The sequence below is a fragment of the Sphingomonas sp. genome (assembly GCF_019746665.1).
GTDB lineage: Bacteria > Pseudomonadota > Alphaproteobacteria > Sphingomonadales > Sphingomonadaceae > Sphingomonas.
The window spans coordinates 34,053-60,455 of sequence record NZ_JAIERS010000021.1; the positions used below are offsets into that span (position 1 = coordinate 34,053).

A 26,403-nucleotide genomic window follows, 5' to 3' on the forward strand; every position below is an offset into this window, starting at 1 on the left:
CGCGCTACAACCGGCCAAACGGCGTAATGAAAGTGCCTTATGTCCCGTGTCCTGCTGCAAGCCACCGCGACCGTCGCCGCGCTGGCGCTCATCCCCGTCACCACCGGCGCGCTCGCCCAGGTCGAGACCGACAGCTACCGTGAGCTCGACCAGTTCATGGACGTCTACAACCTCGTCAAAGCCAAATATGTCGATCCGGTCGACAACAAGGTGCTGGTGAAGGGCGCGATCGAGGGGATGCTCGCCGCGCTCGATCCGCACAGCAGTTACGAGGACGGCGCCGATTACGAAAATCTGCGCATCCAGACCGAGGGCAATTATGGCGGGCTCGGCCTGTCGATCACGATGGAAGACGGGATCGTCAAGGTCGTTACCCCGCAAAAGGACACGCCCGCCTGGCGTGCCGGGGTAAAATCCGGTGATTATATCACCCATGTCGACGGCAAGTTCGTCTATGGGCTGACGCGCGATGAAGCGGTCGCGCAGATGCGGGGCAAGCCCGGCACCAAAGTGACGATTACCGTGGTGCGCAAGGGGCTAGACAAGCCAATCCAGCTAACCCTGACGCGCGAGGTCATCACCCTCAAGCCGGTCAATTGGGAAGTAAAGGGCGAGATCGGGGTGATTAACATCACCACTTTCTCAGACGGCACCGGGCGTTACGTCCGCGACGCGGTGGCGGGTATCAAGAAGCAGCTCGGGCGCGATCCGCTGGGCTATGTGATCGACCTGCGCGACAATGGCGGCGGGCTGCTCAACGAAGCGGTCTCGGTCGCCGATGTGTTCCTCGATCACGGCGAGATCGTCTCGCAGCGCGGACGCGACAAGCTCGACATTCAGCGCTACGCCGCCACCCCGGGCGACGCGACCGGCGGCGCGCCGCTGGTCGTGCTGGTGAATGCCGGCACCGCGAGCGCCTCGGAAATCGTCGCCGGCGCCTTGCAGGACCATCACCGCGCGGTGATCCAGGGCGAGCGCAGCTTCGGCAAGGGCTCGGTCCAGTCGCTGCTGCCGCTTGGCCCCAAAACCGATGTGCGGCTGACGACGGCGCGCTACTACACCCCCTCCGGCCGATCGGTGCAGGAAGGCGGGATCGATCCCGATCTGCCCGTGCCGCAGCTTTCGGATGCCGATTACAAGAACCGCCCGGTGGTGCGCGAGGACGATCTGCGCCGCCACCTGCTCAACACCGCCAAGGTCGACAACAAGCTGATCGAGGATGACGGCAAGCCCGATCCGCGCTTCGCCGAGACGCCCGACGCGCTGAAGGCGAAGAATATCGACGATTATCAGCTTTATTACGCGCTGCAGACGCTCGCCCGGCTCGGCGGACCGACCCAGGTGGCGATGATCGCCAAGCTCGGCACGCCCAATCCCGGCCGTGCCGAACTCTCGCCGCCCGCCAATCCGGTGAAGGTCGAGCCCGGCCCCGGAGCGGCGCCGAACAAGTGAGCGGCGTCGTCACGGCCCGTTCGCTCGCGCTCGCCGTGCCCGCCGCGCTCATGGCCGGCGCGCTCGGCGCGCAGTTCATCGGCGGGCTTTACCCGTGCGAGATGTGCCACTGGCAGCGCTGGCCGCATTATGTCGCGATCGTGCTGGCGCTGCTGGCGTTCGTCGCCCCGCGCCCGGCGCGCGGCGTGCTCGTCGCGCTTGCCGCCTTCGCGATCCTGACGAGCGGGGCGATCGGCGTATTCCATGCCGGGGTCGAATATCATTGGTGGCAGGGCATCACCCCCTGCTCAAGGGTGGCGAGCCATGGCAGCGACGCGCTGAGCGAGATCCTCAACGCGCCGATCGTGCGCTGCGACGCGCCGCAGTGGACGCTTGGCCCGATTTCGCTCGCGGGGTTCAACGCGCTCTTTTCGCTTGCCGGCGGGGCCACCATATTGGCACTGCTCGCGAAAGGGAGGCAGGCATGAGCTGGAAGCCGGGCGACGCCAAGCGGCGGATCGATGCAATGATCCGCGTCGATCAGGCGGGCGAATATGGCGCGACACGCATCTATGCCGGGCAGCTCGCGGTGATGGGCGATCGCGGCCAGGCCGCGCGCGAGATCGCCGGGATGGCGCACCAGGAAGCGCGGCACCGCCAGTTCTTCGATCGCATGATCGCCGAACGCGGGGTGCGGCCAACCGCGCTCCAGCCGTTCTGGAACGTCGCGGGCTTCGCGCTCGGCGCGGTGACGGCGGCGCTGGGGCCCGAGGCGGCGATGGCCTGCACCGCCGCGATCGAGACCGAGATCGACAAACATTATGCCGAACAGCTAGCGCAGCTGGGCGATGACGACCCCGAGCTGGCCGACGCGATCCGCGAATTCCAGGCCGAGGAGGTCGAGCATCGCGAAACCGCGCTCGCCGCGGGCGCGGAACGGGCGCCGGCCTATCCCATTCTATCGGGGTTGATCCGGCTCGGCTGCCGGGTCGCGATCGAGGCATCGAAACGGATTTGAAGCGCGGTGCGCGCAAAGGAGCGGTTATGAAGAAGCTTGCTGTTCTTGCCCTGCTGCTTGCGCCGGGGATCGCCGCGGCGCAGACCAACGGCCCTACCTTGCCGGTCGCCCCTCGCCCGAGCGCCAACCAAGGCTCGACCCCCGACGCGCCGATCAACGGCGTCACCTATCTCTACGGCGAGCAGAAATGCCCGGTCGACGCCAATGGCAACGAAGTCACCGTGTGCGTGCGGCTGAATGCCAGCGAGCAGTTCCGCATCCCGAAGAACCTGCGCGAAGGCTCGATCAAGCCCGAATATGAAGCCTGGGCGGCACGCAGCCGCGACGTAGTCGATCAGGGCCAGGTCGGGATCGGCAGCTGCTCGGCGGTGGGCGCCGGCGGCATCATTGGCTGCGCCAACCAGCAATTCGTCCGCGCGCGCAAGGAGAACAAGGAACGCGCCGCCGAGCAATCGCGCGAGGAAGCGGCGATCACGCCGAACTGAGCGTTTGCCTTGGTGCTTTAGCGCACCGTGAACGGCGCGCCCCGCTCGACTTCGCCTGTCAGCGAACATATATCGAACGAATGGCGCAGCTCAGCACCCGGGAAAAGCTCGAGATTCTGGCGGACGCCGCCAAATATGACGCGAGTTGCGCCTCTTCAGGGACCGCCAAGCGCCATTCGCGCGACGGCAAGGGACTGGGATCGACCGAGGGCATGGGGATCTGCCACGCCTATGCGCCGGATGGCCGCTGCATCAGCCTACTGAAGATATTGCTGACCAACAGCTGCATTTTCGATTGCCATTATTGCATCAATCGCAAAAGCTCGAACGTTCGCCGGGCGCGGTTCACGGCGCAGGAAGTGGTGCAGCTGACGCTCGCTTTTTATAAGCGCAACTATATTGAAGGGCTGTTTCTTAGCTCCGGTATCATCCGATCATCCGATTATACGATGGAGCAATTGGTCGAAGTCGCGCGCTCACTGCGCGAAGACCATGATTTTCGAGGCTACATTCATCTGAAGACGATCCCCGACGCCGATCCCGAATTGATCCGCCAAGCCGGGCTTCACGCCGATCGCGTTTCGATCAATGTCGAACTGCCAACCATCGCCGGCCTCGCCCGGCTCGCGCCCGACAAATCGGCCCCGCGCATCGAGGGTGCGATGGCGGGAATGAAAGCGGCGATCGTCGACACCAAGGACGCGAAGAAACGCTTCAAATCGGCACCGCGCTTTGCCCCCGCCGGTCAATCGACCCAGATGATCGTCGGCGCGGACGCAGCGACCGATCGCGACATCGTCGCGCGGGCGGCGGGGCTTTACGGCGCGTTCGGCCTGCGCCGCGTCTATTATTCGGCGTTCAGCCCGATCCCGGATGCGTCCGCCGTGCTGCCGCTCCAGCGCCCGCCCTTGATGCGCGAGCATAGGCTTTATCAGTCCGACTGGTTGATGCGCTTCTACGATTACCGGCCGGACGAGGTGGCCGACGCGGCGGACGCCGCGGGCATGTTGCCGCTCGACATCGACCCCAAGCTCGCCTGGGCACTGAAGCACCGCGCGCTCTTCCCGCTCGACATCAACCGCGCCGATCGCGCGCTGCTGCTGCGCGTGCCGGGATTGGGGGTGAAGGCGGTGAACGCGATCCTCGCCGCGCGGCGGTGGCGACGGTTGCGGCTGGAGGATGTCGCGCGGTTGACGGTGTCAGTCACGAAGCTCCGCCCGTTCATCGTCGCCGAGGATTGGCACCCCGGCGCACTCACCGATTGCGCCGAGTTGAAGCCGCTGGTCGCGCCGAAGGCGGCGCAGCTCGAACTGTTCGCCTGATGCGCACCGCCCATCTCTCAGCAGCCGACGACTTCGACGGCTGGCGTCAAGCGGCGCGCGCGCTCGCGATCGAACGGGTGCCGCCGAGCGAGGTAGTGTGGCAGATCGAAGGCGCGCCCGCCGATCTGTTCGCGGGCGAAGCGCAAGCGCATGAGGTTCCGGCGGGCGCCAACCTCACCGTGCCGCGCGGCTTCATCGATCTGGGGCAGAACACCATCCTTCACCGCGATCCCGAACGCTTCGGCCTGCTCTACGCGCTGCTGCTGCGCCTCCAGGACAATAACAAGCTGCTCGAAGACCGGGCCGATCCGCAGGTGCGTCGCGCGGAGGAACTCGCCAAGGCGGTTCGGCGCGACATCCACAAGATGCGCGCTTTCCTGCGCTTCCGCGAAGTGGCCGAGGGCGAGAAGACTCGCTTCGTCGCCTGGTTCGAGCCCGAGCATCACATCGTCCGCGCAAACGCACGCTTCTTCGTCAACCGCTTCGCCGCGCTTACCTGGTCGATCCTGACGCCCGAAATCTCGCTCCATTGGGACGGGGCTTTACGCGAAGGGCCCGGCGCCGAGCGCGGCGACGCGCCGCAGGACGATCCTGTCGAGGCGCTATGGGGCAGCTATTACGCCAGCATCTTCAACCCCGCCCGCGTGAAGATCGGCGCGATGCTGAAGGAGATGCCCAAGAAATATTGGAAAAACATGCCCGAAACCGCGTTGGTGCCGCAGTTGATCGCGGGCGCGCAGGCGCGGGAGGCGAGAATGATCGAGGCGGCGCGCGCTCAGCCGGGTGACAATCTGCAAGCAGCGTGGGAGGCGTTGCGCGACGAGGGCAAGGGCTGCACCCGCTGCCTGCTCTACAAGCCCGCGACGCAGATGGTGTTCGGCGAAGGGCCAGTAGATGCACCGCTGATGTTCGTCGGCGAGCAGCCGGGCGACCAGGAAGATCTGGCCGGGCGCCCTTTCGTCGGTCTAGCAGGGCAATTGTTCGATCGCGCGCTGGCCGAGGCTGGGGTGGACCGAGCGCGCGCCTATGTCACCAACGCGGTCAAGCATTTCAAGTTCGAGCCGCGCGGCAAGCGGCGCATCCACGCCAAGCCCGACACGGGGGAGATCGAGGCGTGCCGCTGGTGGATCGAGCAGGAACGCCTGCTGCTGCGCCCCAAGGTGACGGTGATGCTCGGCGCGACCGCGGCGCGATCGCTGCTCGGCCGCGCGGTAACGATCGGGCGCGAGCGCGGGCGGGCATTCGAACTCGCCGAGGGGGGCACCGGCTGGATCACGGTCCACCCCAGCTTCCTGCTGCGGATCGAGGACCGCGCGCGGGCCGAGGAGGAATATACTCGCTTCGTCGCGGATTTGCGCGCGGCGGCTGGGCTGCTGGAGTGAGGCGGCCGCGAGGCTCGGGCGCTACTTCCCGCCGGACCGCCGGGTGAGCGCGGCGACGCAGCTCGCGCGGTCGATCGGCGCGCCGTCGGGCTGGCGCGCGTCGACATGCGTCACCACGCTCGTGCTGCCCTTGGGATAGAGATAGGCATCGAGCACACAGATCGGCCCGGCGAATTGCAGCTTGCGCCCCGGCCCTTCGGTCACGTCGGCATCGGGCTTGCCGAACAGCGCGGTGAGCTGGGGCGCGGTCGAGCCCAGCACGCGTTCGAGCCCGGCACGGCTCACCGTCGGCAAGGGCACCGGCGCCGCGCGCTGCGGTGCGGGGGGCGGCACCACGGCAGTCGCGCAGCCGCCGAGCAACAGCATCACCGGTAAAATCCGCATCGCACACCCCGTTGCGCCATCGTCCATGCACCATTAGGCGAGCGCAACGCCTTTAGGGAGACTTAAGTGAGCCAAGCCACCTTCGATGTGGTCGCGATCGGCAATGCGATCGTCGACATTCTCGCCCATGCCGACGATGCCTTCATCGCCCAGGAAGGCATGACCAAGGGCTCGATGCAGCTCGTCTTCTCTCCAGCCGAGGCCGATGCGCTCTATGCCAAGATGGGTCCGGGGATCGAGGCCAGCGGTGGCTCCGCGGCAAATACGGTCGCGGGGATCGCCGCGCTTGGCGGCAAATGCGGCTTTATCGGCCAGGTCGCCGACGATCAGCTCGGCCAGGTGTTCGCGCACGACATCCGCTCGATCGGAGTCGCGTTCGACACACCCGCGCGCGCCGGCGAGCCGGCGACCGCGCGTTGCCTGATCTTCGTGACGCCCGATGGCCAGCGGACCATGAACACCTTCCTCGGCGCTTCGCAGTTCCTGCCGGCCGTAGCGCTCAACCGCGCGCTGATCGAGCAAGGCGCGATCCTGTACCTCGAAGGCTATCTGTGGGACCCCGAGGAGCCACGCGCGGCGATGCGCGCCGCGATCGAGATCGCGCGCGGTGCCGGGCGGCGGGTGGCGTTCACCTTGTCCGACGTATTCTGCATCAGCCGCCATGGCGGCGATTTCCGCGCATTGCTGCGCGACGGGCTGGTCGACATTCTGTTCGCCAACGAGAACGAACTGCTCGCGCTCGCCGAGCTAGATGATTTCGAGGCCGCGCTCGCCGCGATTGCGCCGCTGGTGCCGACGCTTGTCGTCACGCGCTCGGAAAAGGGCGCGCTCGCGATCACCCGCGGCGAAAGCGCGGTGGTCGCCGCCGAGCCGATCGAGCGGGTGGTCGACACGACCGGCGCGGGCGATCTGTTCGCCGCCGGCTTCCTGCATGGCCAGGCGCGCGGGATGTCGCTCGAACAATCGCTGCGGCTGGGCGCGATTTGCGCGGCGGAGATCATCAGCCATGTCGGGGCGCGGCCGCAGGTCGATCTGAAGGCGTTGGCGGCGGAAAAGCTGGGAGCGGCGGTTTAGGGTTTCACACCAGGCCGCGACGGCGCCTAGCGTCTTCGCGGCTTGGCACCGGGCTTAAAACCGCATCTCCTCATAAATCCGCGCGACATCGCCGCCCCAGGCACCCTCATAGCGCTCCAGCAGCAGTTCCGCCGGCACCGTCCCGCGCCGGACGATCTCACGCAGCGGATCGAGAAAGCCGGTCTCGTCGCTCCCACCCGCATCGTGCCGCGCGCGTGCCGCAAGCCCGGCATGGGCGATGTCGAGCACTTCACCGGCGATGTCGCGCAGCCGCCCGCCACCGGGGAGCGGCGCGTCGAGGCCCAGCTTGGGCACGCTCGCGCGCAATTCCTCACGCCCGGCCATGTCCCAGCCCTTCACCAGATCCCACGCCGCATCCAGCGCGCCCTGATCGTAGAGCAGCCCCACCCAAAGCGCCGGCAGCGCGCAGATCCGCCCCCACGGCCCGCCATCGGCGCCGCGCATCTCCAGGAATGACTTGAGCCGCACCTCGGGGAAGGCGGTCGAGAGGTGATCGGACCAGTCATCGACGGTTGGCTTCTCGCCCGGCAGCGCGGGGAGGCGACCGTCGAGGAAGTCGCGGAACGACTGCCCTGCCGCGTCGATATACCGCCCGTCCCGATAGACGAAGTACATCGGCACATCGAGCGCGTATTCGGCATAGCGCTCATAGCCAAAGCCGTCTTCGAACACGAAGGGCAGCATCCCGGTGCGCGCCGGATCGGTGTCCGACCAGATATGGCTGCGATAGCTGAGATAGCTGTTGGGCTTGCCTTCGGTGAAAGGTGAATTGGCGAACAGCGCGGTCGCGAGCGGTTGCAGCGCGAGGCCAACGCGGAATTTCTGCGCCATGTCCGCTTCGCTCTGGTAATCGAGATTCACCTGGATCGTGCAGGTACGTAGCATCATGTCGAGCCCAAGGCTGCCGACGCGCGGCATATGGCGCAGCATGATCGCATAGCGCCCCTTGGGCATGATCGGCAGGTCGGCGCGCGCCTTGTCGGGCCACATGCCGAGGCCTAGGAACCCCAGCCCCAGCTCACCGCCCACGCTCGCCACCTGTTCCAGATGCCGCCCGGTCTCGGCGCAGGTCTGATGGAGATTGTCGAGCGGCGCGCCTGAAAGCTCGAACTGGCCGGCGGGCTCCAGGCTGATCGACCCATCCGCGCCGGACAGGGCGATCACATGCTCGCCCTCCATCACCGGCTGCCAGCCGAAGCGCGTGAGCCCCATCAGCAGATCGCGGATGCCGCCCGGCTCGTCATAGCTTGGCGCGCGATGATCGCTCAGCCGATAGACGAATTTCTCATGCTCGGTGCCGATCCGCCAGCGCGCCGGCGGCTTCTCACCCTTGGCGAAGGTCGCGATCAGCTGGTCGCGGTGCTCGATGACCGCCGCTTGTTTACCCGTTACGGTCTTCGTGCTCATGGGGCGAGCGTTTAGCCGTTGGCCCGCCGCCATGCTAGAGGGGTTCCGGGGACAAGGCTTTCTGGTAAAGCCCGGGCGATGGCCACCGAAACCCCGCTCGATCGCTTGAAGGCCGTGCTTGGCGGCACCGCTCGCGCGCTCGCCGACGAGCCCGAACTCGATCTCGCTTACACCGCCGACGCGCCCAGCCAATCGGGCAAGCATCTGAAGATTCCGATGCCCGCGCGCAGCCTGCCGCCCGAGCAGGTGGCCGAGGCACGCGGCTTCGCCGATGGCTTCGCGCTTAGGCTCAAGCATCACGACCAGGCGCTGCACCTGAAGGGCGCGCCCACCGAAGCGCTGGCGCGCGCGGTGTTCGACGCGGTGGAGACGGCGCGGGTCGAGGCGCTCGGCGCGCGCGGCTATCGCGGCATCGGCGACAATCTGGAGACCGCGCTACTCGCCCGGCTGAAGAGCGACCCAATTACCCGTGCCCGCACCCGCGACGAGGTGCCGCTCTCGACCGCGGTCGCGCTGCTCGCGCGCGAGCGGCTGGCTGGTCGCCCCTCCCCCGCGCTCGCTGCACCCGGCATGGCGCTGGTGCGCGAATGGATCGAAGGGAAGGCGGGCGTCGATCTCGACGCGCTGGCGCTCGCCATCGACGATCAGGCCGCGTTCGCCAAGCTCTCGATGAAATTGCTCGAAGACCTCGAACTCGTCGAAGGCGATCTCACTCCTGACGATGCCGAGGAAGGCGGCAACGACGACGAGGGCCAGGAAGAGCAGGAGCAGGACGAGGGCGATCAGAGCGACGAGACCGGCGACCAGGGCCAGGGCGAGATCGAGCAGCGCAGTCAGCAGGCCGAGGGCGACGATGCCCAGGGCGAAGCCCAGGCCCAGCAGGACGACAGCTTCGACGACGCCGATGGCGAGCCCGGCGAGGAGGGCGAGGACGGCATGATGCCGGTGCGCGCCAATCGCCCCCCCGCCGACCTGACGCCGCAATTCGAATACAAGGCGTGGAGCACCGCGTTCGACGAGCAGGTGAGCGCGACCGAATTGTGCGACGCCGACGAGCTGGTCCGGCTGCGCGCTTATCTCGATCAGCAATTGGTCCATCTGCAGGGCGCGGTGACCAAGCTCGCCAACCGGCTGCAGCGGCGATTGATGGCGCAGCAGAGCCGCAGCTGGGATTTCGACCAGGAAGAGGGCCTGCTCGACGCCGCGCGCCTCGCCCGGGTCGTCGCCAGCCCCACCCACTCGCTCAGCTACAAGATCGAGCGCGATACCGAGTTCAAGGACACCGTCGTCACCCTGTTGATCGACAATTCGGGGTCGATGCGCGGACGGCCGATCTCAATCGCGGCGATCAGCGCCGACATTCTCGCGCGCACCTTGGAGCGCTGCGGGGTGAAGACCGAAATCCTGGGCTTCACCACCCGCGCATGGAAAGGTGGGCAAGCGCGCGAGGACTGGCTGAACGCGGGCCGCCCGCCTCAGCCCGGACGGCTCAACGATCTGCGCCACATCATCTACAAGCAGGCCGACGAGCCCTGGCGCCGCGCCAAGCCCAATCTCGGGCTGATGATGCGCGAGGGGCTGCTGAAGGAGAATATCGACGGCGAGGCTTTGCTCTGGGCACACGCCCGGCTGATCGCGCGCCCCGAGGACCGGCGCATCCTGATGGTGATCTCGGACGGGGCGCCGGTGGATGACTCGACTTTGTCGGTAAACAGCGGTTCCTACCTGGAACGCCATCTGCGCCAAGTGATCGGCTGGATCGAGAGTAAATCCCCGGTCGAACTGATCGCGATCGGCATCGGCCATGATGTGACCCGCTATTACGCGCGGGCGGTGACGATCATGGACGCCGAGCAGTTGGGCGGCACGATGATCGAGCAGCTGGCGGGGCTGTTCGACACGCCGGGGCGGTGAACGGACTCACCCCGCCCCCCGGCGGCTTTATCGGGCCGGTCAAGCGCTCGGTAACCATCGCGGGGCACCCCACCTCGATCAGCCTCGAACCCGTCTTCTGGACCGCGCTCGAAGCTGCGGCCGCCGCGCGGGCGTTACCGCTGTCGGCGCTCATCGCGCAGATCGATGCGTTGCGCATCCAGGCGCCCGCGCCGCCCAACCTTGCCAGCGCGCTGCGAACTTGGCTGTTCAACGAAAAATGTCCTGCGACTGACTCGCAATAGCGTTGACTCTGCGAATGGCTCGCAATAGCAACGGCGCCATCAGGAGGCTCTGTTGCGATCCATTCTCATTTCGGTCAGCCCGCTCGCTCTCCTCGCCAGCGCCGCCCATGCCGCGCCCGGCGGTGCGGACACGCCGGAGCCGGTGGCGGACGAGGTCGTCGTCACCGGCCAGCGGCTCGGCTATGGCACCGACGAGACGAGCACCGCGACCCGCACTCCGGTGAAGCTGCTCGATCTGCCCCAGTCGGTCACCGCGATCACCAAGCAGCAGATCGACGATCAGGCAATCCGCACCATCGGCGACGCGCTGCGTCAGGTGCCCGGCGCGATCGCGGCGCAAGGGGAGGGCAATCGCGACCAAATCGTGCTGCGCGGGCAGAACACCACTGCCGATTTCTTCGTCGATAATCTGCGCGACGACGTTCAATATTACCGCCCGGTCTATAATCTGGAGCGGCTGGAAGTACTGCGCGGGCCGAACGCTATGATCTTCGGGCGCGGCGGGGGTGGCGGGGTGATCAACCGCGTAACCAAGACGCCGTTCGACGGCTTCGGCCTGGGCGCGACCGCGTCCGCCGACAGCTTCGGCGCCTGGTATCTCGACGGCGACCTAAACCTGGCCGTCGCCCCCGGGGTCACGGCGCGGGTGAACGCGGTGCATGAGGAGGTCGCCAACCACCGCAACCGCTATGGCGGCAACATCAGCGCGGTGAACCCGGTGGTCCGCTTCGCGCTGGGCGATCGCACGAGCGTCACCGTCGGGTACGAATATCAGGCCGATCGCCGCGTGGTCGATCGCGGCGTGCCCTCGCAGAATGGGCGGCCGCTGAGCGGGTTTCGCGACACCTTTTTCGGCGTGCCCGGCTTCAACCGCACCGCCTTCACCGCGAACGTGCTGCGGGTGACGGCGACCCACCGCTTCTCCGATAACCTCCAGATCACCGGGCGACTGCTCTACGGCGAGTATGACAAATTCTACCGCAACGCCTTCCCGTCCGCGCCAGTGACGGCGGCGGGGCTGGTGCCGATCCAGGCCTATGAGGATTTCAACAACCGGCGCAATCTGTTCAGCCAGACCGACCTCGTCTGGCGGGTGACGACCGGCCCGATCGCGCATACCGTGCTGGCCGGCGCCGAGTTCGGCGATCAGCGCGGCGACAATGGCCGCTTCAACGGCTTTTTCGATGGCCAGCCGGGCGCGAGTGCCGACGCGCTGACGCTGCCGGTGCGCCTCAGCGATCCCGTCGTGATCCCCGTCCCGATCCTGCGTGCCGGCACCGGCCAGCGCGCGGTGCGCTATCAATCGACGATCTTCGCCGGCTATGCGCAGGATCAGCTGAAATGGGGGCCGATCGAGCTGCTGCTCGGCCTGCGGTACGACAGTTTCACGCTGAACGCGCTCAACCGATTGAACGGGCAAACGCTCACGCGCGCCGACGGGCTCTGGTCGCCGCGCGTTGGGCTGGTCGGGCACCCAACCAACAATGTGTCGCTCTATTTCAGCTATGCACGCAGCTATTTGCCGCAATCGGGCGACCAGTTCACGACGCTCGACGTGACAAGCGCGGCGCTGATCCCCGAACGCTTCGACAATTACGAAGTCGGCGCCAAATGGGAGCCGCGCGCGGGGCTGCTGCTCGCCGCGAGCCTCTATCAGCTGGAGCGCACCAACACGCGCGCCCCCGGCCCGACTCCGGGGACGACGGTCCTGACCGGCGCCCAGCGCAGCCGCGGGCTGGAGCTGGAGGCGCGCGGCCAAATCACCAAGGCGTGGAACCTCAGCCTCGCTTACGCTCTTACCGAGGCGGTGATCACCGAAACCACCGCCGCCGCCCCCGCCGGGCGCCGGGTACCGCTGGTGCCGCGCCACACCTTCTCCGCCTTCACCCGCTATGACGTGACGCCGCGCTTCGGCGTGGGCGGCGGGGTGAGTTATTTTTCGGACCGGGCGACGTCGATCTCGAACGCGGTGACGCTGCCCGCCTACACGCGCGTGGATGCGGCGCTTTACTACAAACTCACCAAGAACATCGAAGCGCAGGTGAACATCGAAAATCTGTTCGACGCGGGTTATTTCCCCACCGCGCATACTGACAACAGCATCACCACCGGGGCACCGATCAACGCGCGTGCGACGCTGCGGGTGCGGCTGTAGGGACGTTGCCCCGAGCTTCGACCCACCCCAACCCCTCCCTTGCAGGGAGGGGCCGGGGGTGGGTCGAAGCAGCGTGCGTCCCTGCCTACCGCCCGAGCAGCACCCGCGCCTGCCCAGCGATCTGCGCAAGCATCGCCGCGTTCGGCGCGGTCGCGCGGCGGGCGCGGTCGACCAGCGCGCGGAATTGCGCGACACGCGGGGCGTGTTCACCGAGCCAAGCGTCAACCCGCGCCTGCGGGTTGCCCGCGTCACGGCCAAGAAACTCGAGCCGGATCTGCTGGAAATCGCGCGCAAGGCCAGCAATCAGCAGCCGCTCCCACGGATCGCTCGAATCGAGCCGTGCCGCCTGGGTCTGCGCCCAATCGAGCCCCAGCGCCTCGCCCAGGCGGGTGAAGGCCCGCGTCAAGCCATCGACGGTCACCCCCAGCCGTCGGCCGAGATCGGCGAGGCCGACCGCGCCATCCAGCTCGAAAATGCGCACCACCTGGCGCACCAGCGCCTCGGGCGCGCCCGCCGCTTGCAGCCGCTGGGCGATCCGCGCGCTCTGGCCGCGGGCTTCGTCTTCCAGCAGCGTGGTGAGCTGGGCTTCGAGCTGCTCGACGCCGGCGCCGATCTGATCGAGCACCGCGCGCGGGCTGCTGCCGGGCGCCGACAGCCGCAACAGATCGGCGATATGCGAGCGCGTCGCGAGCGCGACTTCGTCGAACAGCGCGATCCGTGCCGCCTCGGGCACCGCCGCCGCCTCGATCTCGGCCCAAAGGGCAGGCAGTTCGAACAGATGCTCGACCACGACGAACATCGCCGCGATGTCGGAAAGCGCCGCGCCCTCTTCCTCGGCCAATTCGAACGGGTGGAGCACGCCCAGTCGGTTCACCATCCGGTTGGCAAGCTTGGTTGCGACGATCTCGCCGCGCAGCCGGTGCGCGTCGATCGCCGCGCCGAATTGCTCGCGCATCGCTGGCGGGAAGGCGGCGAACAGATCGGCGCGGGTCGCGGCATCATTGGCGAGCGGGCTGTGCTCGATCGCGTCCTGCAGCGCGAGCTTGGCGGTCGCGAGCAGCACCGCTAGCTCGGGCCGGGTCAGCCCGCGCCGGTCCTGCGCGCGGCGGAGCAGATCGTCGTTCGATCCCAGCCCTTCGACATGGCGATCGAGCCGACCAGCGCTTTCGAAAATCTCGATCAGCCGCACATAGCTGGGCAGCGCCTTCGCCCCGTCATGCTCCATGATCGACAGCGCCAGCGTCTGCAGCCGGTTATCCTCGAGCACGATATGCGCGACATCGTCGGTCATGCCGACGAGCAATTCGTTGCGCGCGTCGAAGCCCAGCCGGCCCTCGATCATCTCGCGGTTCAGGGCGATCTTGATGTTCACTTCATTGTCCGAGCAATCGACGCCCGCCGAATTGTCGATGAAGTCGGTGTTGATCCGCCCGCCGCCCGCCGCGAAGGCGATGCGGCCCGCTTGCGTCACCCCCAGATTGGCGCCCTCGCCGATCGCGACCGCGCGCAGCTCCTCGGCGTTCACGCGCAGCCGGTCGTTGGTGGGATCGCCGACCTGGACGTTGTTCTCGGCCGCCGCCTTCACATAGGTGCCGATCCCGCCGAACCAGATGAGATCGACGGGCGCCTTCAGGATCGCCGAAATCAGCGCCGCCGGATCGAGCTCGGTCGCCGCGATGCCGAGCGCGGCGCGAACCTCGTCCGACAGGCGGATCAGCTTTTCGGTGCGAGCGAACACCCCGCCGCCGGGTGAAATCAGCGCCTTGTCATAATCAGCCCAGCTCGAACGCGGCAGCGCGAACAGGCGCGCGCGCTCTTCCCAGCTTTTCGCCGGATCGGGGTTGGGATCGAGGAAGATGTGGCGATGGTCGAAAGCCGCAACCAGCCGCAGCGCCTTTGACAGCAGCATCCCGTTGCCGAACACGTCGCCCGACATGTCGCCGCAGCCGACGACGCGGATGCTGTCGCGCTGCACATCGATGCCACGCTCGGCGAAGTGGCGCTGGACCGAGAGCCAGCCGCCCTTGGCGGTGATGCCCATCGCCTTATGGTCATAGCCCTGGCTGCCGCCGCTCGCGAAGGCATCCCCCAGCCAGAAGCCGCGCTCCAGCGCGATCGCGTTCGCCACGTCGCTGAAGGTCGCGGTACCCTTGTCGGCGGCGACGACGAAATAGGGATCTTCGCCGTCATGGATGCGCACGCCTTCGGGATGCACCACCTTGCCCTCGACGATATTGTCGGTGAGCGAGAGCAAAGTCCGGATGAAGATGCGGTACGCCTCGGTCCCCTCCGCCAGCCAGGCGTCGCGGTTGATCGGGCTGGGCAGCGCTTTGGGATAGAAGCCGCCCTTGGCGCCAGTCGGCACGATCACCGCGTTCTTGACGCGCTGCGCCTTCATCAGGCCCAGGATTTCGGTGCGGAAATCGTCGCGCCGATCGGACCAGCGCAGGCCGCCGCGCGCGACGGGGCCGGCGCGCAGATGGATGCCCTCGACGCGCGGACTATAGACCCAGATCTCGCGCCACGGGAGCGGCGCGGGCAAGCCCGGAACCTTGGCGCTATCGAGCTTGAAGGCGATCGCCTCGCGCGCGGCCGGCGCGTAGAAATTGGTGCGCAATGTCGCGCGGATCACCCCCGAGATGCTGCGCAGGATGCGATCGTCGTCGATCGCGCTGACTCCGTCGAGCCCGCGCTCGATCTCCGCCTCCGCTGCCGCCAAATCGCCCATGCTAGGCGCATGCGCAGCCTCGAACCGGGCGATCAGCGCCGCGGCGACGTGCGGCGCGCGGCGGAGCGCGTCGACCACGGTCACCAGGCTGTACGCCATCCCCGCCTGCCGCAGATAGCGGAACCAGGCGCGGAACAGCACCACCGCCTGCGGGCTCAAGCCGGCATCGACGATCAGCCGGTTGAACGGATCATTCTCGGCCTGCCCTTCGAGTACCGCAGAAATCGCCTTTTCGAGAATGGCGGAATCGCCGTCGATCAACCCGGGCGCGGCCTCGGGGCTCAGTTGAAGCGCGAAATCATGGATGAAGCCCTCGGCCTCGTCGGCGAGCGCGGTCGGCACCTCCTCGATCACGCGGAAGCCGAAATTCTCGAGCACCGGCACCGCGTCCGACAGAGCAAGCGCGCCGCCATAGCGATAGATTTTCATCCGCAGCCCGCTATCGCCGCGATAGAGCCGCACGGAGCGTGCCTCGGGCGTCTCCAGCGTGGTCAGCCGCAGGATATCGAGCGCGGCTTCCTCGGCCGTGGCGACGGCGCGATAGGCCTGGGGAAAGCTGTTGGCATGGCGCAGGGCGAGCCGGGCGGCGCGCGCGGGATCGGCGCGCTCGGCGATCGCAGCCTCCACCGCCGGCACCCAGCCGCGCACCATCCGCTGCAGCCGCAGGTTGAGCGGCGCTACTTCCGGCAACCGCCCCTCGCCGCGCAGATCAAAGGTATAGCGCAGCATCGCGACGACGCCGTCTTCCAGCGCGATCGACCAGTTGAGCAGCGCGCCATGCGCGGCCTCGGCCAGCATATCGCCGATCGCGATGCGGCGCACCGTCGTCAAATCGTCGCGCGGCAACCAGACGAAGGCAAACAAATGCCGCCCCAGGATCGAGCGCACCAGCACCATTTGCGGCCGTGGCCGATCAGCGAGCGACATCGCGGTGAGCGCCAGTTGCTCGACCGACGCGGGATCGAAGCTGATCAGCAGATCATGCGGCAATTGGGTGAGCGCGTGCGCCAGCGCCTTGCCGGCATGGCCCTTGGGATCGAAGCCGAACTTGGCCTCCATCGCCGCCAGCCGCGCGCGCAGCACCGGCACCGTTTGCGGCGCGGCATTCAATGCGGATGAGGTCCACAGCCCGGCATGGATCGACAGACCCGTCAGCTGCCCACCCTCGCGCAGCGGCACCAGCACGAGATCGAGCGGCACCGCGCGGTGGACGGCGGAAATGAGGTTCGACTTCACAAGCAGCGGAGCATGGTTGCCCGCCGCGAACCAATCGAGCGCGAGCTGGCGCGAAGCCTCGGCAAGAATGGGTACCGGCTGGTCGAGCCGGGCGATGCCGAGCTTATCGCTCGCCCCGCCCTCGCGCCGCCAGCTTTCATGGCCAAGCAATGTGAAATGGCGATCGAGGAACCAGTTGAGCAGATCGCCGCCCTCGCGCTCTGCGGCATCCTCGCTCTCACGCAGCCGCTCGGCATCGGCCGCAAGCGCGGCCTGGAGTGGCGGCCAGTCGGCGACGGCCGCACGGACATTGGCGAGCGCCCGCTCCAGATCGCCAAGCAGCGCACGACGGCGACGCGCGTCGACGCGCTCCATCTCGATGTAAATCATCGATTCCGGCGCACCGCTACCCACCGACTCGATCGTGCCATCGGGGGTGCGGGAGACGGGCAGCACCGGGTGGATGATGCGATCGATGTCGATGTCGTGCGCGCCAATCGTCGCCGCGATCGAGTCGACGAGGAATGGCATGTCGTCGTTGACGATCGCGAGCCGCATCTGGCGGTTGGTCTCGTCACCGCTGATCGTCTCGAGTTCCAGCCGGGGCGTCTCGGCCGGTCGGGCACCGGCGGTCGCGGCGACGAAGCGCGCGGCTTCGCTTCGCTCGGCATCGCCGAAGCCCTCCAACTCGCCCGGCAGGGCCCCCTCGACCAGCCGGACAGCAAGCGCCTCCGACAACGACTTGAGCGTGGCTTTGACCATGGCGCGCTTCTAGGCCCGGGGAGCTAGGCAGGGCAAGGCGCGAGTGGCGCATGGAACGTAGCGCAACGACAGTTGTACTGGACGCACAACTACGTCAGTTTGACTTGTCATTGCCTGGGAGTTCCCTATGCGCCGCCCTCTGCTCGCCGCGATCCTGCTTGTCGCCGCCCCTGCCGCGCTCTTGGCACACAAAGCCGCTCCGGCTCCGGCGCCGGCTCCAGCACCGGCGGCCAAGGAACAGCTGATGGTGCCGCCCGCCGGCGCGCGCCACTACACAATCAGCTCGGTCGCGGGAAAGCATGGCGACATCTGGTCATGGTCATTGCCCGATGGACAGACCGCGTACCGCATGTCGATGACGCTGCGCGGTTGGGTGACCGAAACCGACGAGGTGATCGGCTTCGGCCCCGACAAGCGCCCGACCCGGGTCGCGGTACGCGGCTTCACCGATTCGGGCGACGCGACCGAGAATTTCAGCGTCGATGCCGCCGGTATCGCGCATTGGAAAACGGCGGTGGACGAAGGGTCTGCCCCGTTCGCGGGTAAGCGCTATAATAGCTATGGCGGTCCCTGGCTGGCGGGCGAGGCCGATATTGCCGCGTTCGTCGCGGCGGGGGAAAAGGGCATCGACCTGCTGCCGCAGGGCCATGCCTCGATCAGCATCGGCAAGGCGGTGACGATCGACGGCCCCAGCGGCCCAAAAACCGTGAAGCTGGCCTTCGTTCAGGGCCTGGGCTTCGCCCCCACACCGATGTGGCTCGACGATCAGAACCGCTTCTTTGGGTTTGCCGGCGTGATCTCGCTGCTGCCCGAAGGCTATGAGGCGGCCGGGCCGAAGTTGAAGGACATTCAGGACGAGGCGACCGCGGCGATGGTGCGCGACGTGGCGCACCGTTTCCTAAGCCCCGACAATCGCACGCCAACGCTGATCGATCATGTCCTGCTGTTCGATTCGGTCGGCGGCCGATACCTGCCCGACCAGGCTGTGCTGATCGCCGATGGCAAGGTGGCCGCCGTCGCGAAGGGCGGCTCGCTCAAGGCTCCCGCCGGGACGACGGTGATCGACGGGCGCGGCAAGACGCTCTCTCCGGGACTGTGGGACGCGCATCGCCATATCGGTGGCGACGACTGGAACCTGCTCCAGAATGTCGCGACGGGGATGACCAATTATCGCAGCCCCGGGTCGATGATCGACGAATCGCTCAGCATCTTCAAACGGCGGGCGGCGGGCGATCTGCTCGCGCCCGATGGCAAGGTGTCGGTGATCGTCGATCGCAAGGATCCCCTCGCCGCCCAAGGCGCGCTCACCGTTACATCGGCGGAGGAAGCGATCGCGGCGGTCCGCAAGATCAAGGCGGCGGGGATGTGGGGGGTAAAGTTCTACACCTCGATGAACCCGGCGTGGATCGCGCCGGCCGCGGCCGAGGCGCACAAGCTCGGCTTGCACGTCCACGGCCATATCCCCGCCGGCATGCGCCCGCTGGAGGCGGTGCGCGCGGGCTATGACGAGATCACCCACATAAATTTCATCATGATGCAGGCGATGCCGCAGGAGGTGGTCGACAAGGCCAACACCGCCGCGCGGCTGGAGGGGCCGGCAAAGTACGGCAAGGATGTGGATCTCGATTCGCCCGAGATGAAGACGTTCTACGCCGAACTCGCCCAGCGCAAGACGATCATCGACCCGACGTTGACCGTGTGGGAACCGCTGATGACGTCGGACGGCAGCGCTTTGTCGCCCGAATATTCACCCTTCGCCGATGTCGCGCCGCCCGCCGTGACGCGCGGCTGGAAGATCGCCGGCTATCCTCTGTTCGGCGGCCTGACCCGCGACGATTTCCGCAAGAGCTTCGCGAAGATGATCGGCGTGGTCGGGCGGCTGCACCGGGCGGGGGTGCCGATCGTCGCCGGCACCGATGGCTATGGGCTCGAACTGGTGCGCGAGCTGGAACTCTATCAGCAAGCCGGGCTCACCAACCCCGAGGCATTGCAGACCGCGACGATCGTTCCCGCGCGGATGACCGGGATGGCCGATCGCACCGGATCGATCGCGGTGGGCAAAACCGCCGACATCATCCTGGTGAACGGCGATGTTTCCAAGACCATCGGCGCGCTGCGCCAAGTGCATACCGTGTTCCTCGACGGCTACCGCCTCGATGGCGATGCTCTGCGTAAGGCGAGCGGGCTGAGCGGAATGCCGAAGTAAGCCGTGCTCAGCCAGCCGCGCGGGCGATGGCGCGCGCGGCAGCGGGGTCTTCAGCGGTCAGGCTGGCGATCACCTCGAATGCCTTGCCCTTACGCGCGACGAGCACGACGAACGCGCCGTCATCGGCCTCGACCGGCAGCGCGACTTCGCCGAGTACGGGCGCTGCGTTAAGTTTACGCCGTGCCTTGGCGAGCGGGTCGCGGGGCGCCCCTGCGGGCCGCTTGGCGGCGCGTTCCGCCGCGACCACGCCCTTGATCCCGCCCTCGCTCACTTCGAGGAAATCGGCGAGCGCCCCCACCGGCACATTGTGCCGCCGGGCATGGGCGAGCACCGCGGCAAATTCGGTGATCCGGGTCTTGTCGTAATCGGCGCCGAACACGAGCTTGACGATCGGCGTCATCGGCGCACGCTCCTGCGCCTTGATGCCGGCCGCGTCGCGCAGCGCGACATAGGCGGCTTCGTCGGCATCGGCGGCGGCGGCGAAATCATACGCGCGGCCGAGCGCGCGGTAGAGCGCGGCGCGGCTGCGGGTGTCTGCGGCGCGGACCGCGGCGGCGCTTTGCTGGGCAAGCGTCAGTTGATCGGCGAGCGGCAGAGCGCTCCCCGGTGCCGGCGCCACTTCCTCGATCGGCGCCATCCCCGCGCTTGGGCCACTCGCCCAGGCGGTAGCGGCGGGCGCGCGCGGCGTCTGGCGGATCGCGGCGGCGACCTCGGCCTCGAGCGCGGCTTGCGTCGCGGCGTCGACCATCTCCTTCCAGTTGATCACGCCATAGATGAAATCGATCGTCTCCCCGGTCGACGAGAACGGCATCAAAATGCCGCGATACAGCGTGTTATAACCACGCAGCCCGACAAATTCGGCCTCGAACCCGATCGGGGCGCGATTGGCGATGATCTGCAGATAATGGTCGGTCAGGCGCGACAGCAGCGACCGGCTCGGCACCTCGCTGATCCGGCTGATCGTGCCGGGCAGCCCGCATTCGCCGCGCAGCGCATGCCCGAGATAGCGGATCTGCGGGTCCTCGATCCCGCCAGTGAAATCTAGCAGCACCGAATTCGGTCCGAAATCGGCGATATTCTCCGGGTCCAGATCGGCGATGTCCGGATAGGGCCGGCCGTTCAGCAGCGCGACCCAGTGATTATAGGCACGCACATGCATCCGGCGCTCGTCGGTGCCGATCTGCGGGCTGGGATTATCGTCAACACTCATATCCGCCCTTTCGTCGCCCGCGGCGTCGATCGCCTCGTCTTCGTCGAACCCCAGCCTGTCCATGCGCGTCAGTCCTCGGCGGCCGGCTTGCCCCCGCCGCTGCTTGTGCCCCGGCTGTGGTAAATGATCGGTAAAGCAGCGTTGCCAGATGCGCTTGCGCCGCCCGCGCCAAGCTGATAAGCGCCCCGCTCACGCTCGCACGGGCCAGCCCGGCGCAGCGCCGGGCGCCGCTTTAGCTCAGCCGGTAGAGCACATCATTCGTAATGATGGGGTCGCGTGTTCGAGTCACGCAAGCGGCACCAGTTTCCTGTTACAACAGCGTCGCCACTGGTAGGCGAAACCGCGCGACTGACCAGACGTATCACGCGCTCCTTCCATGGTGCCTTTCGCAAGGGCTGGAGCGTGCGGGCGAAGCTGTTAGATTGCCTTTTGCCGATGGAACCAGCCGCCAGCCGGAGCAGCCCGATGTCCGATCCGCTCGATGCCCCCTATCCGCTCGACCCCCTCGTCATCGACCGTTTCCGCGAGCAAGGCTTCATCCGCCTGAAGCAAGTGCTCCCCGCCGACCTGCTCGCCGACTATGGCGCGGAGATCACCCGCCTCACCCTCGCGCTCAACACCGAAACTCGCCCGCTCGCCGAGCGTGACACCTATGATCGCGCTTTTCTGCAGGTGATGAACCTGTGGCGCCATTCGGAAAAGGTGCGGCGCTTCGTGTTCGGCAAAAGGCTTGCCGGCATCGCCGCGCGGCTGATCGGCGCGGAAGGCGTACGGCTGTATCATGACCAGTCGCTCTACAAGGAACCCTCGGGCGGCATCACGCCGGCCCATGCCGACCAATATTATTGGCCCTTCGCCTCGGACAAAACGGTGACGGTGTGGATTCCGCTGCAGCCGGTGCCACCCGAAATGGGGCCACTCGCTTTCTTCGCCGGCAGCCACCGCGAGGCGTTCGGGCGCGACCTGCCGATCTCGGACGAGAGCGAGGCGGCGATCACCGCGGCGATGGAAGCGCGCGCCTTCCCACTCGACGAAGCTCCCTATGACTTGGGCGAGGCAAGCTTCCATCTGGGCTGGACCTTCCACCGCGCCGGCGCCAACCGAGCGGCAACCCCGCGTTCGGTGATGACCATGATCTATTTCGATCGCGACATGAGGGTCGCCGCGCCCGCCAATATGATGCAGGCCAATGATCTCGCCACCTGGTTGCCCGGCGTCCAGCCCGGCGAGCCCGCCGCCTCGCCGCTCAACCCCGTGTTGTTTGAAGCGGCGTGAGGCTGTTCGCCGCGCTCGCCCTGCTGCTGCTGGCGGTGCCGGCGGCGGCACAGCGCCTGGTCGACCGCGTCGATCCGTTCATCGGTACCGACGGCACCGGCCACACTTTCCCGGGACCGAGCCTGCCCTTCGGCATGGTCCAGCCCGGGCCGGACAATGCCGAAACGGGGTGGGAATATACGTCGGGCTATCAGTTGCGTGCGCCCAAAATCCTCGGCTTTTCACAGAACCGGGCGAGCGGATCGGGCATTCCCGAGCTTGGCGATGTGCTCGTGATGCCGAGCCTCACCCGGCGCGCCGATATCGCCAGCCGTAAGGCCGATGAGGTCGCGCGTCCCGGTTATTATGCGGTCCGGCTGCCCGATAACGGCGTGCGGGTCGAGCTGACCGCGGGCATGCGCACCGCTTTCCACCGCTACCGCTTCGATCGCGGCGGGCGGGTGTGGGTGCTGGTCGATCTGCAGCACGGGCTGACCTTCCTTAGCGATCGCCAGCCTGTGCTCGCGAGCGACGCCCGCGTCACGCGCGACGGGGTAGAGGGCGTGCAGCGCCGCCGCAACTGGACGACACGCACCATTGCCTTCAGCCTGGTCTTCGATCGCCCGGTCGCCGACACGATCGAGCTGCCCCCCCGCCCGGGCGACGCCGCCAAGCGCTATCTGCTCGGCTTCGATCTCGGCGCGGGGCGAGTGTTGCAGGCGAAGGTCGGCCTCTCGACGGTCGATGTCGCGGGGGCGCGGCGCAACCGGGCGAGCTTGGCCGGTTGGGACTTCGCCGCCACCCGCCGCGCCGCCGAGCAAGCCTGGGAACAGCTCCTCGCCCGCGCGACGATCACGGCGCCGGTGCCGCAGCAGCGCATCTTTTACACGGCACTTTACCACGCTTTCCTTCACCCCAGCGTGGTGAGCGATGTCGACGGACGTTGGCGCGGACCAGATGGCGCGGTGCGCACCGCCCCGCGCGGCCTGCGCTATTCGACGCTTTCGCTGTGGGACACGTTCCGCGCCGCCCACCCGCTCTACACATTGCTCGTACCCGAACGGGTGGATGATTTCGTGCAGAGCTTGATCGACCAGGCGGGCGCCAAGGGCCGGCTGCCAATGTGGCCGATCTGGGGTGGCGAGACCGGGACGATGATCGGCGAGCCCGCCATCCCAGTGATCGCCGACGCCTGGGCCAAGGGGTTTCGCGGCTTCGATGGCGCGCAAGCGCTCGCGGCGATGGTCCGCACCGGCCAGGAGGATAACCGCGTTCGCGCCGCTGACGACGTTTCTCGGTCGAGCTGGGCGCAATATGAACGTTATGGCTATTTCCCGTTCGATGTAGCGGGCGGAGAGGCGGTGTCCCGCACGCTCGAGGCGGGCATCCATGACGATGCGACCGCACGCATGGCGGCGATGCTCGGCGACCGCGCGACGGCGGTGCGCTTCGCCGAGCGGGCACGGGCGTGGCGCAACCTGACCGATCCCGAAACCCGGCTCGCGCGTGGTCGCGACAGCCGGGGCCGGTGGCGCACCCCGTTCGACCCGATCATCCCCACCTCGCCGCTCAACAATCCCGGCGATTATACCGAGGCCAATGCCTGGCAATATAGCTGGACACCCGGGCTATTCGATCCACCCGGGCTGATCGCGGCGATGGGTGGACCCGCTGCCTTCCGCGCCAAGCTCGACCGCTTCTTCTTCGAGCTGAAACCGACGCAGGGCGCCGAATATCTGGGGCAGGAGGCCATGATCGGCCAATATGCCCATGGCAATGAGCCGAGCCACCATATCGCCTGGCTCTATGCCCTCACCGACCACCCCTGGACGGGGCAACAGCTGGTGCGGCGGATCGCGGGCGAATTCTATCGCGACGATCCGCGCGGCATCATTGGCAACGATGATTGTGGGCAGATGAGCGCTTGGTACGTGTTCGCGACGCTAGGCTTCTACCCGCTCGAACCCGCGAGCGGACGCTATGTGCTGGGCGCCCCGTTGGTGTCGCGCGCGGTGCTCCACCTGGCGCGCGGGCGGCGACTCTCCATCTCGGCGCCGGCGGTCGACGATCGGCAATATGCGCGCGACGCCGTGCTGGACGGCCGACCACTGGGCGGCAGCGTGAGCCATCGTGCCCTGACAAAGGGGGGCACGCTGCGGTTCGTGCCATCGCCGATCGCCGGGAAATGACCGGAGGCTGGTCAAGCTGATTTAATTGCGCCGTTCGTCAGGAAAGCGTGGGATAATCGATATAGCCCTTGGGCCCCTCGCCATAGAAAGTTGCGTAATCGGGTGGGTTCATGGCCGCGCCCTGCGCGAACCGCGCGGGCAGATCGGGGTTGGCGACGAACAGCCTGCCGAACGACACCATCGCGACCTTGCCTGCCGCGATCGCCGCATTGGCTCGCCCACGATCGAAGCGGCAATTGCCGATGATCGGCCCCTCGAACATCGGGCCGAAGGTATCGATCACGTTCGGCACCGCGAGCGGCCCCTTGTCGAAATCGGCTTGACCGGGCTCCATCAGGTGCAGATAGCCGATGCCCCGCACCGACAATCCGCGAATGGCGTGGCCGAACGTGGCCAGTGGATCGGAATCGCTGATGCCGTAACTCGTGTTGGCGGGCGAGATCTTCACCCCGACCCGGCGCGCATCCCAGGCATCGATCATTGCGTCGACCACCTCGAACAGGAAGCGGGCGCGGTTGACGATTGGGCCACCATAGCCATTGGTGCGGTGGTTGCTGCCGTCCTGCAGGAATTGATCGGGGAGATAGCCGAACGCGGCATGGAGCTTGACGCCGTCGAACCCGGCTGAGCATGCCCGGCGCGTCGCGGCAGCGAAGGCCGCCACCAACGCGTCGATCTCGCGAATTTCGATCGCGCGCGGCAGAGAATAGGCCACGCGGCCCTCCAGGGTGAAGATCAGTCCCTCGGCCGCGATCGGCGAGGGCGCGACGGGTGCCGAGGCGCCGGGTTGCAAGCTGACATGCGAGCAGCGACCGCCATGCCATAGGTGGCAGAAGATGCTCCCGCCCGCGGCATGGAACGCATCGGTCACCTGCCGCCAGCCAGCCACCTGCTCGTCGCTATAAAGACTCGGGGCACGGATGATGCTGGCGCTGTCCGGAGTGATCGCGGTACATTCGGTCACGATCAGCCGGCGCTTGCACGCTGCGCATAATGTTCGGCCATCATCGCCGTGGGCACCCGATCGTCTCGAGCGCGGGTGCGGGTCATTGGCGCCATCACGCAGCGATTTGACAGGTCGAGATCGCCGACGCGGATAGGCGACATCAAAGAGTGTGTCGGCATGTCGAGCCTCCCGGCCAGGCGCGGCGAAGCGCGGTTGCCGTTGATGGGTGGCACTCGCCCGTGGCGATGCGCTACGAACCGATCGGACGCCAGCGCTTTGCCGCCGTTGCTCGAACCGGATCAAGCCGCCAAAAACCACGCCTCGCGGACTGAAAATGGGAACAATGACCGGATGGGCGCCGTCAGGCGTCAGCACCATCTTCGGCGCAATCGTCGAAGATCTCTTTTCGCTTCATCGGAAAATGCGTCGAGGCCCAATCGGACCCTTAAGGGCCGCCTGATCGCCGTCCTCCAAAACGACAAACGCCGGCCATCCCAAAGGATCGACCGGCGTTATGTCATTGGTGGTTGCGGGGGCAGGATTTGAACCTGCGGCCTTCAGGTTATGAGCCTGACGAGCTACCGGGCTGCTCCACCCCGCGTCAAAAAAAGCGAGCCCATTTGGGCTTTGCATTGCGAATGGGTTCCAACACAGCACCGGCTTCAATGCCTGGCGACGACCTACTCTTCCGGTGCTTAGGCAACAGTACCATCGGCGCAGTCAGGTTTCACGGCCGAGTTCGGGATGGGATCGGGTGGTTCACTGACGCTATAGCCACCAGGCAATGAAGCGGGTGCTGTGTTTCTTTAAGATCGTGCACTCAACCTTGCGAGAGCGTTGTACCAACATTGTCATTGATGGTGGGACACTCAAGCGCGAATAGAGCAATTAGTATCGGTTAGCTCCACGCGTTACCGCGCTTCCACATCCGATCTATCAAGGTCATGGTCTCTGACCGCTCTATGAAATCTTATCTCGAGGGAGGCTTCCCGCTTAGATGCTTTCAGCGGTTATCCCGTCCATACATAGCTACCCTG

General features: G+C 66.9%; 19 protein-coding genes, 2 tRNA genes and 2 rRNA genes. 14 read left to right on the forward strand and 9 right to left on the reverse strand.

From position 1 onward, the window contains the following. Positions 1–39: 39 nt before the first annotated feature. The 6 genes from K2X73_RS13275 to K2X73_RS13300 all read left to right on the forward strand — a co-directional run bounded on the left by K2X73_RS13275 (position 40) and on the right by K2X73_RS13300 (position 5,638). Complete coding sequence (locus K2X73_RS13275) at positions 40–1,452, forward strand: S41 family peptidase (RefSeq protein WP_294111588.1); 1,413 nt, start codon at positions 40–42, stop codon at positions 1,450–1,452. Further along, positions 1,449–1,919 carry a disulfide bond formation protein B gene (locus K2X73_RS13280; protein WP_294111589.1) on the forward strand — a complete coding sequence of 157 codons (471 nt, stop codon included), beginning with the start codon at positions 1,449–1,451 and terminating at the stop codon, positions 1,917–1,919. Before K2X73_RS13275 ends, K2X73_RS13280 begins: the two co-directional genes overlap by 4 nt. Then, positions 1,916–2,449 (forward strand): demethoxyubiquinone hydroxylase family protein, encoded by a 534-nt coding sequence (locus K2X73_RS13285; RefSeq protein WP_294111590.1) that lies wholly within the window; start codon positions 1,916–1,918, stop codon positions 2,447–2,449. Before K2X73_RS13280 ends, K2X73_RS13285 begins: the two co-directional genes overlap by 4 nt. A gap of 26 nt (positions 2,450–2,475) precedes the next feature. Continuing rightward, positions 2,476–2,934 carry a hypothetical protein gene (locus K2X73_RS13290; protein ID WP_294111592.1) on the forward strand — a complete coding sequence of 153 codons (459 nt, stop codon included), beginning with the start codon at positions 2,476–2,478 and terminating at the stop codon, positions 2,932–2,934. Positions 2,935–3,014: 80 nt separating this feature from the next. Then, positions 3,015–4,256, forward strand: coding sequence for a putative DNA modification/repair radical SAM protein (locus K2X73_RS13295; protein ID WP_294111594.1), 1,242 nt, complete (start codon positions 3,015–3,017; stop codon positions 4,254–4,256). Continuing rightward, on the forward strand, positions 4,256–5,638 hold the full coding sequence (locus K2X73_RS13300; RefSeq protein WP_294111595.1) for a UdgX family uracil-DNA binding protein: 1,383 nt from the start codon (positions 4,256–4,258) through the stop codon (positions 5,636–5,638). The genes K2X73_RS13295 and K2X73_RS13300 overlap by 1 nt, the downstream gene beginning before the upstream one ends. 21 nt (positions 5,639–5,659) lie before the next feature. On the opposite strand, the gene K2X73_RS13305 is transcribed toward K2X73_RS13300, so the two are convergent. Continuing rightward, entirely contained in the window at positions 5,660–6,022 is a 363-nt protein-coding gene (locus K2X73_RS13305; RefSeq protein ID WP_294111597.1) for a hypothetical protein, read from the reverse strand. A gap of 66 nt (positions 6,023–6,088) precedes the next feature. On the opposite strand from K2X73_RS13305, the gene K2X73_RS13310 reads away from it, so the two are divergent. Beyond that, complete coding sequence (locus tag K2X73_RS13310; protein WP_294111599.1) at positions 6,089–7,096, forward strand: adenosine kinase; 1,008 nt, start codon at positions 6,089–6,091, stop codon at positions 7,094–7,096. 54 nt (positions 7,097–7,150) lie between these two features. Here K2X73_RS13310 and K2X73_RS13315 read toward each other — a convergent pair whose 3' ends face one another. Further along, positions 7,151–8,524, reverse strand: coding sequence for a glutamate--cysteine ligase (locus K2X73_RS13315; RefSeq protein WP_294111601.1), 1,374 nt, complete (start codon positions 8,522–8,524; stop codon positions 7,151–7,153). Between the two features lie 78 nt (positions 8,525–8,602). On the opposite strand from K2X73_RS13315, the gene cobT reads away from it, so the two are divergent. The 3 genes from cobT to K2X73_RS13330 are packed head-to-tail and all read left to right on the forward strand — an operon-like array spanning position 8,603 to position 12,856. Further along, positions 8,603–10,438, forward strand: coding sequence for a cobaltochelatase subunit CobT (gene cobT, locus K2X73_RS13320; protein WP_294111603.1), 1,836 nt, complete (start codon positions 8,603–8,605; stop codon positions 10,436–10,438). Next, positions 10,435–10,701: a ribbon-helix-helix domain-containing protein gene (locus K2X73_RS13325; protein WP_294111604.1), complete on the forward strand. Its 267-nt coding sequence runs from the start codon at positions 10,435–10,437 to the stop codon at positions 10,699–10,701. The genes cobT and K2X73_RS13325 overlap by 4 nt, the downstream gene beginning before the upstream one ends. A gap of 52 nt (positions 10,702–10,753) precedes the next feature. Further along, a complete protein-coding gene (locus tag K2X73_RS13330) occupies positions 10,754–12,856 on the forward strand; it encodes a TonB-dependent siderophore receptor (protein ID WP_294111606.1) in 2,103 nt (700 codons plus the stop codon). An 85-nt stretch (positions 12,857–12,941) separates the two neighbouring features. Here the strand turns inward: K2X73_RS13330 and K2X73_RS13335 are convergent, their stop codons facing one another. Next, positions 12,942–17,561, reverse strand: a complete 4,620-nt coding sequence (locus K2X73_RS13335; RefSeq protein WP_294111607.1) for an NAD-glutamate dehydrogenase domain-containing protein — start codon at positions 17,559–17,561, stop codon at positions 12,942–12,944. A 127-nt stretch (positions 17,562–17,688) separates the two neighbouring features. Here K2X73_RS13335 and K2X73_RS13340 point away from each other — a divergent pair, with 127 nt between their 5' ends. Further along, positions 17,689–19,767: an amidohydrolase family protein gene (locus tag K2X73_RS13340; RefSeq protein ID WP_294111608.1), complete on the forward strand. Its 2,079-nt coding sequence runs from the start codon at positions 17,689–17,691 to the stop codon at positions 19,765–19,767. Positions 19,768–19,774: 7 nt separating this feature from the next. On the opposite strand, the gene K2X73_RS13345 is transcribed toward K2X73_RS13340, so the two are convergent. Continuing rightward, entirely contained in the window at positions 19,775–20,977 is a 1,203-nt protein-coding gene (locus K2X73_RS13345; protein ID WP_294111615.1) for a hypothetical protein, read from the reverse strand. Positions 20,978–21,203: 226 nt separating this feature from the next. Here K2X73_RS13345 and K2X73_RS13350 point away from each other — a divergent pair. From K2X73_RS13350 to K2X73_RS13360, 3 genes are all read left to right on the forward strand, one after another. Next, positions 21,204–21,279 (forward strand) — tRNA-Thr (locus K2X73_RS13350). A 163-nt stretch (positions 21,280–21,442) separates the two neighbouring features. Then, positions 21,443–22,252, forward strand: a complete 810-nt coding sequence (locus K2X73_RS13355; RefSeq protein ID WP_294111609.1) for a phytanoyl-CoA dioxygenase family protein — start codon at positions 21,443–21,445, stop codon at positions 22,250–22,252. After that, a complete protein-coding gene (locus tag K2X73_RS13360) occupies positions 22,249–24,420 on the forward strand; it encodes a GH92 family glycosyl hydrolase (RefSeq protein ID WP_294111610.1) in 2,172 nt (723 codons plus the stop codon). The genes K2X73_RS13355 and K2X73_RS13360 overlap by 4 nt, the downstream gene beginning before the upstream one ends. A 37-nt stretch (positions 24,421–24,457) precedes the next feature. On the opposite strand, the gene K2X73_RS13365 is transcribed toward K2X73_RS13360, so the two are convergent. From K2X73_RS13365 to K2X73_RS13385, 5 genes are all read right to left on the reverse strand, one after another. Beyond that, positions 24,458–25,384: an alkene reductase gene (locus tag K2X73_RS13365; protein WP_294111611.1), complete on the reverse strand. Its 927-nt coding sequence runs from the start codon at positions 25,382–25,384 to the stop codon at positions 24,458–24,460. A gap of 2 nt (positions 25,385–25,386) precedes the next feature. Continuing rightward, on the reverse strand, positions 25,387–25,527 hold the full coding sequence (locus K2X73_RS13370) for a hypothetical protein (protein ID WP_294111613.1): 141 nt from the start codon (positions 25,525–25,527) through the stop codon (positions 25,387–25,389). A gap of 363 nt (positions 25,528–25,890) precedes the next feature. After that, positions 25,891–25,967 (reverse strand) — tRNA-Met (locus K2X73_RS13375). A 66-nt stretch (positions 25,968–26,033) separates the two neighbouring features. Continuing rightward, positions 26,034–26,148, reverse strand: a 5S ribosomal RNA gene (rrf, locus tag K2X73_RS13380). An 87-nt stretch (positions 26,149–26,235) separates the two neighbouring features. After that, positions 26,236–26,403, reverse strand: a 23S ribosomal RNA gene (locus tag K2X73_RS13385); the annotation flags it as partial.

Bases quoted from the DNA above. Each gene is read 5' to 3' on its own strand.
- K2X73_RS13275 (WP_294111588.1), top strand. From the start codon at position 40: ATGTCCCGTGTCCTGCTGCAAGCCACCGCGACCGTCGCCGCGCTGGCG.
- K2X73_RS13295 (WP_294111594.1), top strand. From the start codon at position 3,015: ATGGCGCAGCTCAGCACCCGGGAAAAGCTCGAGATTCTGGCGGACGCC.
- K2X73_RS13315 (WP_294111601.1), bottom strand. From the start codon at position 8,524: ATGAGCACGAAGACCGTAACGGGTAAACAAGCGGCGGTCATCGAGCAC.
- K2X73_RS13345 (WP_294111615.1), bottom strand. From the start codon at position 20,977: ATGAGTGTTGACGATAATCCCAGCCCGCAGATCGGCACCGACGAGCGC.
- K2X73_RS13305 (WP_294111597.1), bottom strand. From the start codon at position 6,022: ATGCGGATTTTACCGGTGATGCTGTTGCTCGGCGGCTGCGCGACTGCC.
- K2X73_RS13340 (WP_294111608.1), top strand. From the start codon at position 17,689: ATGCGCCGCCCTCTGCTCGCCGCGATCCTGCTTGTCGCCGCCCCTGCC.
- K2X73_RS13355 (WP_294111609.1), top strand. From the start codon at position 21,443: ATGTCCGATCCGCTCGATGCCCCCTATCCGCTCGACCCCCTCGTCATC.
- K2X73_RS13290 (WP_294111592.1), top strand. From the start codon at position 2,476: ATGAAGAAGCTTGCTGTTCTTGCCCTGCTGCTTGCGCCGGGGATCGCC.
- K2X73_RS13300 (WP_294111595.1), top strand. From the start codon at position 4,256: ATGCGCACCGCCCATCTCTCAGCAGCCGACGACTTCGACGGCTGGCGT.
- K2X73_RS13370 (WP_294111613.1), bottom strand. From the start codon at position 25,527: ATGTCGCCTATCCGCGTCGGCGATCTCGACCTGTCAAATCGCTGCGTG.
- K2X73_RS13285 (WP_294111590.1), top strand. From the start codon at position 1,916: ATGAGCTGGAAGCCGGGCGACGCCAAGCGGCGGATCGATGCAATGATC.
- K2X73_RS13335 (WP_294111607.1), bottom strand. From the start codon at position 17,561: ATGGTCAAAGCCACGCTCAAGTCGTTGTCGGAGGCGCTTGCTGTCCGG.
- cobT (WP_294111603.1), top strand. From the start codon at position 8,603: ATGGCCACCGAAACCCCGCTCGATCGCTTGAAGGCCGTGCTTGGCGGC.